The sequence below is a fragment of the Sinobaca qinghaiensis genome (genome assembly GCF_003610495.1).
Lineage (GTDB): Bacteria > Bacillota > Bacilli > Bacillales > Marinococcaceae > Sinobaca > Sinobaca qinghaiensis.
This window is the reverse complement of record NZ_RAPK01000013.1, coordinates 79,226-88,761: the sequence shown is the minus strand read 5'-3', so window position 1 is coordinate 88,761 and position 9,536 is coordinate 79,226. Positions and strand designations below refer to the sequence as shown.

Genomic DNA, 9,536 nt, shown 5'->3' with positions numbered 1-9,536 from the left:
TTCCAGGCGGCGATCAATGAAGCACGAGGGAGGCCGAAGGCCTCCGCCGTCTCCTGAAGGGAAGCTCCTCTTTGTTTTCTCCAGTATAAAACATCCCATTTAAAGGAACCAGTGTAGGTGCTTTTTTTCGTTTTTCTTTTTAATCCCTCTCGGCCCAAGAGTCGATAAGCATCGACCCATTCTTTTATCGGACTCATGGACGGTAGCCCATACTTTTTAGCCAACCGTTTATATCCTTTAGGACCGCGAAGGTATTCCTGAACCAGTTGTTCTTTAAACGCATCACTATATTTAGCCAAAGAAAACACCCCAAACGTTAGATTTTACTCTAACTTTTGGGGTGCACTACCCCGGGCTCTTTTTTTCATTCATTCGTTGATTCTCTTTTCTTCATCCATCCCGCAATCAGAAGAAGTAAAATTCCCGTTATTCCCAACACAGCAAATGCCTCCTGCGGTCCATCGCCTCTTAACAGCTGAAATAAAAAAGAACCGCCGAAAACAATGGCCAGCAGCATGCCGAATTGAATCATCCATTTGTGCATCATATACCCCGTTTCATTATTTACCCATTGTTTCACGTGAAACATATGTATTTTTTGCTTATTCATATAAGCATAAGTGCTAAATTCTACCTATCGGCTTTTTATCATTGAAGAAAGGACCTCTTTATCTTTTTTGATTCTATCCCTTTGCAGGATAAGTTTCAAGCAGAATTCACTATACAGCTGAAAGTTAATCAAAGACAGTGAACCATCCTTTTGTTCTAAAGCGTTCAAACTCATTAAAGCTGCGTTCGACTCAACATTTCCTGTCTGCTGTTCAATAAAGGTATAACACAAAAAACCGCCCTTTCGGCGGCTTTTTTGTGTAGTGTTATTTAATATACGCTGCTTGTGTAGGAATTATTCATCACTTCAACCAGCTTTTTCATACCGTTTTCTATCTTTTCCGGGTCTGCGTTAGTAAAATTTAAACGCAGTGTATTTTGTTCGGGTTTCCTAACGTAAAACGGAGCCCCCGGCACAAACGCTACTCCACTCTCCACTGCTTCAGCGAGCAGTGCCGTTGTATTTACCTGCTCCGGCATATTCACCCAGAAAAACATACCTCCTCTTGGCTCAATATAGCTGACTCCGTCCACTTTATCGAGCAGTGATTTCATTACCAGCATCCTCTCTTTATACTCGGTACAGAGCATACGGATATGCTCATCCAGATCGAATTCATTCATTAAGTGTACAAGGGCATGCTGGGTTAAGGAATTAGTATGAAGGTCTGTCGCCTGTTTAGCCTGAGCCATCATACGGATAATCTGATAAGGTCCTGCGATCCACCCGGTCCTCATGGCAGGTACTACTGTTTTTGAAAAAGTACTTGTGTATACTACATATTCATTATTATCCATTGAAGCAAGCGGCGGCACCGTATCCGCTTCATCAAATTTAATATCGCCGTAAGGGTCATCTTCAAACACAATAACATGATGTTTTTTAGCGAGTTTCATCAGCTGTTTCCGGCGTTCCAATGACCACACTTTTCCTCCCGGATTAGAATAGGTCGGAACCACATAAATACATTTAGGCTTTAATCGGATAATTTTCTCTTCGAGATCCTCTTCCAGCATTCCGTCGTCATCTGAGTCTACGGGAACAATATTTACTTCATAGGACTGGAACACCTGAAGTGCTGCCAGATACGTGGGATTTTCCGTTAAAACAATATCTCTTGGATCAAACATTATCCGTGCAAACAAATCAATCGCCTGCTGGGAGCCCGAGGTAACCAGTATATGTTCCGGCTCCCGTTCAATCTGCTTCTGCCTCATTCTCTCTGCGAGTATTTCTTTAAGAGCCGGTACTCCTTCTGTTTCACCGTACTGAAGCACTTTGTTATTGGAGGACAATGCCTGATCAAAGGCCTTCCTTACTGCTTCCACAGGAAACAATTTCTCATCCGGCAGTCCGCCTGCAAAGGAAATAACGTCTCCTTTGTTTACTACTTTTAATATATCTCTTACGGCCGATGACTGCATATGGCGGACTCTCTTCGCAAAACCATACTTCATTTCTCTCTCCACCTCTGTATCTTTATGTTAAATATATAGAAAAATCTGAATAAAAGGATTTGTAAATTATATCACATCCTTCGAAATAGAGCACGGATGCCCTATTTAAAATTACAAAATAATACATAAATTTTTAAATATTAAATATTTAACTTTTATTGTAAATATAATCATAATTTAATTGGGCTTCCTACGGTTATGAATCTTTTATTTAGGGAATTGAGTAAACAAATATAAATCTTCGCAAAAGATTTAAATGGGGGCGATGCAGGTGGCAAGAGAAATGAAAGAGGTCATATGTGAACAGGCAATGCTTGGGGAAAGCCCGGTGTGGGATGAACAATCGCAGCTTTTTTACTGGGTGGATATCCTCGGACAATTTATTCATGAATATAACCCAAACACAAAACGAACCAGATCTATTAAACTTGACCAAATGCCCGGTGCTGTCGCTCCTTCTTCCAAAACAGGAACGCTGATAGCAGCCCTTCAGCATGGTTTTTATTTTATAGATTTTGACCATTCATCTTTTACAGCAGTTGCCGACCCGGAAAAACATAAGCCTAACAATCGTTTTAATGATGGAAAGTGTGACCCGGCAGGACGATTTTGGGCAGGTACTATTTCCCTTACTAGAGAACCGGAGGATGCTGCTTTGTACTGTCTGGATCCTTCGATGGAAGTACAGAAAAAATGGTCACCGGTAACAACTTCCAATGGACTTGCCTGGAATAATAATAAACGGGCTATGTACTATATTGACACGCCTACTCAATCTATTGTTCAGTTTGATTATTCCGTGGAGGACGGCGCTATTCGTTCTCCTGAGCTTATTATTGATTTCTCGGAGGAACAGGGCAAACCCGACGGCATGACTATCGATGCGGACGGTAATTTATGGATTGCCCATTTTGAAGGCAGCCGGGTCAGCTGCTGGAATCCGGATACAGGAAAAAAACAGGACGAACTGCTTCTCCCTGCATCATTAATCACCTCCTGCACATTTGGAGGAGAACATCTTACCGATCTTTATATAACTACAGCCCGCAACAAATTAACAGAAGAAGACCAGAAACAGGAACCTTTAGCGGGGTATGTATTTTCTTATTCTCCAGGAGTGAAGGGCCTCCCGGCAGATCGCTTTAAAGGATAAAGCAGGCTGAACCGGCCGACATTCATTCTTGCTCCAGCCTCAATTGGTGAACCGTCTGGATTAAAGAGGTTTTGGCGGCATATTCTTCAAATTCAAGGGCAACCCCGTAAATGTACCCTTGCTCCGTTTCTGACTGCCACTGTCTTTTTATGCGGCCGTAAACGTTAAACCATTTCTGCGTTACGCGGAAATTAAAGCACAGCAGAACCTCATCTGTTACTTGAAAACGAAGCGGTGAGAAAAACTGCAGCCCGTTTCCGGAAATATCAAGTATTTGTATAGGACCTGCTTTGCTTTTCACTTCCGTCTGTTTAATTTTATGTACATGTACTGTGGCATCTAGAGGATTGTCAGTAAAATAAAAACGAACATTGCTTCTGCGGTTGGACAAAACAGCCTCCTATGATTATTTTTGCTTTTATTATACTCTTTAGGAGAACAGCGTGCTATAGAAAAGGCATGGAACATTATAGGTTCCATGCCTTTTCTGCGTTACTGCCGCACTATTTTACTTTTGGTTCGTTACTTGAGTTTTTTTTTCCATAATTGCCTGCTTTGCCGTAATTAAAGCAAGCTTATACACGTCTTTTGTACTGCATCCGCGCGAAAGATCATTTACCGGCTTATTTAATCCCTGAAGAATAGGGCCGATAGCATCGTATCCACCTAAACGCTGGGCAATTTTATAGCCGAGATTTCCGGATTCGAGGCTTGGGAAAATAAACACGTTAGCTTCTCCCTGTAAAGGTGAATCAGGAGCCTTTTGACGCCCTACTGCCGGTACAAATGCAGCATCAAATTGGAATTCACCATCAATAACAAGGTCTGGACGGTCCTTCTGTGCCTTTACGGTAGCTTCCGAAACTTTTCTTGTTTCAATTGAAGAAGCCGATCCTTTAGTGGAAAAGCTGAGCATGGCTACTTTAGGATCCAGGTCAAAAGCTTTAGCTGTTTCTGCCGTAGCAATCGCAATTTCTGATAGCTCTTCTGCATTTGGTGAAATATTAATTGCGCAATCCGCAAATACAAACTTCTGGTCTTCTTTTACCATAATAAATACGCCGGACGTTCTTTGAATCCCCGGCTTTGTTTTGATAATTTGAAGTGCCGGACGAACCGTATCACCCGTGGAATGCACGGCTCCGCTCACAAGACCATCAGCGTAATCAAGGTAAACCAGCATCGTACCGAAATAATTTGGGTTTTTCAGTTTTTCACGTGCGCTTTCTTCTGTTTCTTTTCCTTTACGGCGCTCTACAAAAGCCGTTATTAATTCCTCATAATGCTCGTATTGAACAGGATCAATAATCTGCACCTTATCCAGGGAAACATCAAGACTGGCTGCTTTTTCCTTCACTTCATCTTCCAGGCCGATAATAATCGGCTTCAGCAGGCCATCTGCTGCAAGCTGTGCTGCCGCTTTTATTATACGATCATCTTCTCCCTCTGGAAATACAATGGAAGGTTGATCTTTTTTGACTTGTTCTTTAATCTCGACGAAGAGATCGCTCACTAAAATTCCTCCTTTATTATTTAAACCGTTCAGGAAGTATAGGGTAACTAAAGGCGTATCGATTCGCTGCAATGAATTCATTCAGGTTTCATTTCTCTACTCTTAAGGATACTCTTATTCCACCGAAAAATAAACGAAAATGCATAAAATAATCATAGTTCTAATTTTCGGAATTAAGAAAACAAAATGAAAGCTTGTCTTAAAAGCGTTTACAATATTAATAGAAGTGAATACAATTGCATAAATTATATAAATATACTATTAAAAATAGATGCGCTGTATTCAATTCTTCCTCTCCATGCTATACTATTTTCACATTTTTCCCCGTTAAACAATCAATGAAAAGAGGCAAAGACGATGAGTCCTAAATTAGGTATGGAAATGATCCGCCGGGAGCAGATTATCCAATCCGCAAAAACATGCATACTGACGTATGGATTTGACCATTTTTCGATTAAGGATGTAGCAAAAACAGCCGATCTCAGTACAGGAGTGATTTATCACTATTTTAAAAATAAGAATGATCTTCTTGTTGATGTTCTGAAGGAAGCATTCGCCGTCTCTGAAGAGGATGTGCGAAACACCGTTGATGCCTATCATCACCCCGTTGAAAAATTTCACGCGTATCTTCGAACGGTCGCTTCTCTTCCAGATCATAATCAGCCATTTTACACTATTCTATTAAATTATATGGCCCAGTCACCCTATAATGAAAAAATTAATGAAGTTGTAGGACGTTTTCTACGAAACCTGGTTCTATACCTTACAACTATATTGGAAGAAGCGGAACAGCAGAATCTGCTGCATCACTCTTCTCCTTCTGCTCTTGCCCTTCTTATTATTAACCAGGCTACCGGTGCCGCTTTTAATGAACGCTATTTTTCTGCTGAAGTAGTAAAGGCCAACCGCAACGCCTTTATTCAATTATTCCAATCCATGGTTGCCACTCCGGCTTCTTCGTGAGTATAATAACAGTATCTTATTTATAACGACCGTTCGAAATAAATAAAAAAGGAGAATGCGTAATGTCGTATCCCGCTTTGCTCTCCCCTATATCTATCAACCAGCTTGTGCTTCCTACTAAGGTAATGATGGGATCCATGCATGTTGGGTTGGAAGGGGAAGAAAATGGATTGGAAAAAATGAAAGCGTTTTATGTACGACGAGCCCGGGAACATGTTGGGCTGATCGTAACAGGAGGTGCAGCTGTGACTCCTGAAGGAAGCGGCGGCGCTAATTTTATGAGCCTTTACCAGGATAAGGATATTGAGCAGTGGACAGAACTTACCGAAGCCGTGCACGAAGCAGGAGGACGTATTGCCGTCCAGCTTTTCCATGCCGGCCGGTATGCCTATAAAGCGCTCACCGGCCTTGATCCAGTCTCTGCTTCCGCTCTTCAGTCGTCCATTAATCCAGACGTCCCTGTCGAACTCTCTGAAGAAAACATCCAGCGCACGATCCAGGCTTTTTCGGATGCTGCCGTGCGTGCTAAAAAATCCGGCTTTGATGCTGTGGAAATTATGGGGTCGGAAGGCTATTTGCTTAATCAGTTTATGTCTCCGTTGACCAACCACCGAACCGATCAATGGGGAGGCTCTTTTGAAAACCGGCTTCGTTTCCCTCTCACGGTTGCAGAAGCAGTCCGCAGGGCTGTCGGTCCCGATTATCCGGTCATTTTCCGCATGTCCGGGCTTGATTTAATGGAAGGAAGCACCACAGAAGAGGAAACCATCATCTGGGCCGGAAAGCTTGAAGAAGCCGGCATGGACGCATTGAATATCGGGATTGGCTGGCACGAATCCAGAACCCCTACGATTACGATGAAAGTACCGAGAAATTATTTTACACCCGTCGCCGCCTCTATCAAAAAACGAGTAACTATACCAGTTATTACTTCCAACCGTATCAACAACCCGGAAGACGCCGAGGCAATTCTTCAGGAAGATAAAGCAGACATTGTTTCCATGGCACGGCCATTTTTAGCGGATCCGGAGATTATTACGAAAGCAATAAATGGCAGACCGGAAGAAATTAATACGTGCATTGCCTGTAATCAGGCCTGTCTCGATCATGTTTTCGAAAATAAATCCGCTTCCTGTATGGTCAACCCTGAAGCAGGGCGGGAGCTGACCTTTATTATTAATAAAGCAGCTGCTCCCAAAAATATATTAATTATCGGCGCCGGGCCGGCAGGTTTGGAGGCTGCCCGGGTTTCTGCACTAAAAGGCCATCACGTAACGCTTGCTGATGAAAAAGATGAAATCGGCGGCCAGCTTCTCTATGCGCGGACCGTACCGGGTAAATCCGAATTCAATGAAACACTTCGTTATTATTCTTTCCAGCTGAAAAAACTTGGCGTATCCATTCAGCTTGGTACTTCTATTTCGGCAGAGCATCCGCTGGTTCAGAAGGCTGATGATATTATTCTGGCTTCCGGTATTCTTCCCCGGCAGCCGAAAATTAAGGGAATGGAAACCCATACCGTTTTTTCCTACCGGGATGTTTTTGAAGGAAACGCTGAGCTGCAGGGCAGTATTGTCATGATCGGCGGCGGCGGTATTGCCTGTGACTTAGCCTTAGTTCTTTATAAAAAAGGGTATACAGATATTACGCTCCTGCAGCGGGGTCGAAAGTTTGCGAAAGGCCTGGGAAAAACGACGCGCTGGATTACACTGGGCGAACTCCGCCGCAGTAATATACAAATGATCGGCGAAGTGACCTATAAAGAAATTACGCCCGAGGGTGTCCTCATCTTACACGAACAAAGAGAAATACTTGCAAAAGCCGACACCATTATTACGGCAAGCGGGCAGCTGCCAAATCAAATGCTTGCCTCCGAATTGATGGAAAAAGGCAAACGGGTGCACGTCATCGGCGGCGCGAAGCATGCTGTCGGACTCGATGCCAAATTCGCCATTTTAAATGGCGCAGAAACAGCCAATGCACTGTAATTATTTCTAAAGGAGGGTTTCACGTGAAACAACATACAGTCTTATATGAAGTCAAAGATCAGACGGCCTGGATTACCCTGAACCGCCCCGAGGTTAAAAATGCCTTAAATAAAGAAATGCACGAAGAGCTTTACGACTGCTTTCAGGAAGCTTCACAGGACCATGAGGTCAAAGTTATTATTCTGCAGGGATCCGGTGATGCATTCTGCGCAGGCGCCGACTTGAAAAGCGTTTCATCTGACAGCGCAGAAAGCTTCGATTACGGCGATTACTTACAGGATACCTACAATCGCCTGATTGTATTAATAGACAGCATCTCCAAACCGGTAATTGCCTATTTAAACGGTGTTACAGTAGGCGCGGGTTTGAGTATTGCGCTTGCCTGCGACTACCGGATTGCCGACAGCCGGGCCAAACTGGCGCTCAGCTTCTTAAAAATAGGTCTTGTACCCGATGCAGGCGCCTCCTACTTCCTCCCCCGTCTGGTCGGACTGGGCAAAGCAATGGAGCTTATGCTCGGACAGACCGTATCGGCCGAAGAAGCGTTCCGGATCAATCTTATCACCGCTATTGGAAATCCGGCAGAGTATGCCGAGAGGTTAGCCTCCATCCCTCCTGCTGCCTATGGATTGGCGAAACAGAATATGAAACAGGGCTTTGAACACAGCCTTTCAGAAGTCCTCGATATGGAAGTATCAGCCCAAAGAGAAGCCGGACAGAGCCAGGAGCATAAAGACGCCCTTCTCCGTTTCCTGAAAAAGTAGATTGGTTCCTGCTTTTGAAGACCTGTGGACCTATGGTATAGTAGACATCGTGAGCAGGTTTTAGATAAAGGAGTGAACCATATATGAGTGAAGCATCCCAAACGCTCGATGGCTGGTTCTGTCTGCATGATCTCCGCAGGATCAACTGGACAGAATGGAAAAAATTATCCGGCGAAGAACGCCAAAGCATTGTGAAAGAATTTATTCATATGCTGGAAGACTGGCAGCAGGTCGAGGACAACGGCGGCGGAAGCCACGCTGTTTATACGATTGTCGGTCAAAAAGCAGACTTGATTTTTATGATTCTTCGTCCAACGATGAATGATTTAAACGATATTGAAAATGCTTTTAACAAAACCAGGCTGGCTGACTATACGATTCCTTCCTATTCCTACGTGTCTGTCGTAGAACTGGGAAACTACATGCCGCCAAAAGACGGCGGAGATCCGATGGAGAATCCGGAACTCCGCAGCCGCATTTATCCCGTGCTTCCTAAATGGAATCATATCTGCTTCTATCCAATGGATAAAAAGCGGGAAGGCGACGACAACTGGTATTCCCTTCCTATTAAAGAACGCCGGGAATTAATGCGTGCCCACGGCATGACAGGAAGAAAGTATGCAGGTAAGGTCAAACAGATTATTACAGGCTCAGCCGGTCTTGATGACTGGGAATGGAGCGTTACCCTGTTTGCCCACGAAGCCCTGCAATTTAAGAAGATCATTTATGAAATGAGATTTGATGAAGTGTCCGCCCGTTACGGCAAGTTCGGTCCCTTCTATGTAGGAAACCTGCTTGAGCCGGAAAAAGCAGAATCTTTTTTTCATATTTAATAAAATCATGTAAAGCAGCATTCGGATTTATACCGGATGCTGTTTTTTTATGTTTAACTTTCTATTGTTAAGGAAATACAAATCAAACGAACTTACTATTACTATTTATGATTACTTTTTATTATATATTGCAATCCCGGAGGAAAATCAGAAATTTTTTAAAAAAAGTAGTTAAAAATACTTGAAAGTCAAATAAGGTCAGTATATAATAAACTCATAAGATCAAAGATAGTCAAAGTCAAAGCAATTTCTTTG

10 protein-coding genes are annotated in these 9,536 nt (G+C 43.2%); 5 read left to right on the top strand and 5 right to left on the bottom strand.

Going from position 1 to position 9,536, the window contains the following annotated elements:
* From ATL39_RS16850 to ATL39_RS16840, 3 genes are all read right to left on the bottom strand, one after another.
* Positions 1–299, bottom strand: a 299-nt coding sequence (locus ATL39_RS16850) for a helix-turn-helix domain-containing protein (protein WP_170146975.1), incomplete at its 3' end; no start/stop codon positions are given.
* 65 nt (positions 300–364) lie between these two features.
* Complete coding sequence (locus ATL39_RS16845; RefSeq protein ID WP_147419367.1) at positions 365–610, bottom strand: hypothetical protein; 246 nt, start codon at positions 608–610, stop codon at positions 365–367.
* Between the two features lie 269 nt (positions 611–879).
* Entirely contained in the window at positions 880–2,067 is a 1,188-nt protein-coding gene (locus tag ATL39_RS16840; protein ID WP_120194545.1) for an aminotransferase-like domain-containing protein, read from the bottom strand.
* A 283-nt stretch (positions 2,068–2,350) separates the two neighbouring features.
* Here ATL39_RS16840 and ATL39_RS16835 point away from each other — a divergent pair, with 283 nt between their 5' ends.
* A complete protein-coding gene (locus ATL39_RS16835; RefSeq protein ID WP_170146974.1) occupies positions 2,351–3,220 on the top strand; it encodes an SMP-30/gluconolactonase/LRE family protein in 870 nt (289 codons plus the stop codon).
* 22 nt (positions 3,221–3,242) lie between these two features.
* Here the strand turns inward: ATL39_RS16835 and ATL39_RS16830 are convergent, their stop codons facing one another.
* Both ATL39_RS16830 and pta read right to left on the bottom strand, forming a co-directional pair.
* Positions 3,243–3,611 carry a PilZ domain-containing protein gene (locus ATL39_RS16830; protein ID WP_120194543.1) on the bottom strand — a complete coding sequence of 123 codons (369 nt, stop codon included), beginning with the start codon at positions 3,609–3,611 and terminating at the stop codon, positions 3,243–3,245.
* 117 nt (positions 3,612–3,728) lie between these two features.
* A complete protein-coding gene (pta, locus tag ATL39_RS16825) occupies positions 3,729–4,733 on the bottom strand; it encodes a phosphate acetyltransferase (RefSeq protein ID WP_120194542.1) in 1,005 nt (334 codons plus the stop codon).
* Between the two features lie 357 nt (positions 4,734–5,090).
* On the opposite strand from pta, the gene ATL39_RS16820 reads away from it, so the two are divergent.
* The 4 genes from ATL39_RS16820 to hemQ all read left to right on the top strand — a co-directional run bounded on the left by ATL39_RS16820 (position 5,091) and on the right by hemQ (position 9,281).
* Positions 5,091–5,696, top strand: a complete 606-nt coding sequence (locus tag ATL39_RS16820) for a TetR/AcrR family transcriptional regulator (protein WP_120194541.1) — start codon at positions 5,091–5,093, stop codon at positions 5,694–5,696.
* Positions 5,697–5,758: 62 nt separating this feature from the next.
* Entirely contained in the window at positions 5,759–7,684 is a 1,926-nt protein-coding gene (locus tag ATL39_RS16815; RefSeq protein WP_120194540.1) for an oxidoreductase, read from the top strand.
* Positions 7,685–7,707: 23 nt separating this feature from the next.
* On the top strand, positions 7,708–8,448 hold the full coding sequence (locus ATL39_RS16810) for an enoyl-CoA hydratase/isomerase family protein (protein WP_120194539.1): 741 nt from the start codon (positions 7,708–7,710) through the stop codon (positions 8,446–8,448).
* A gap of 83 nt (positions 8,449–8,531) precedes the next feature.
* On the top strand, positions 8,532–9,281 hold the full coding sequence (gene hemQ / locus ATL39_RS16805; RefSeq protein ID WP_120194538.1) for a hydrogen peroxide-dependent heme synthase: 750 nt from the start codon (positions 8,532–8,534) through the stop codon (positions 9,279–9,281).
* Positions 9,282–9,536: the final 255 nt, after the last annotated feature.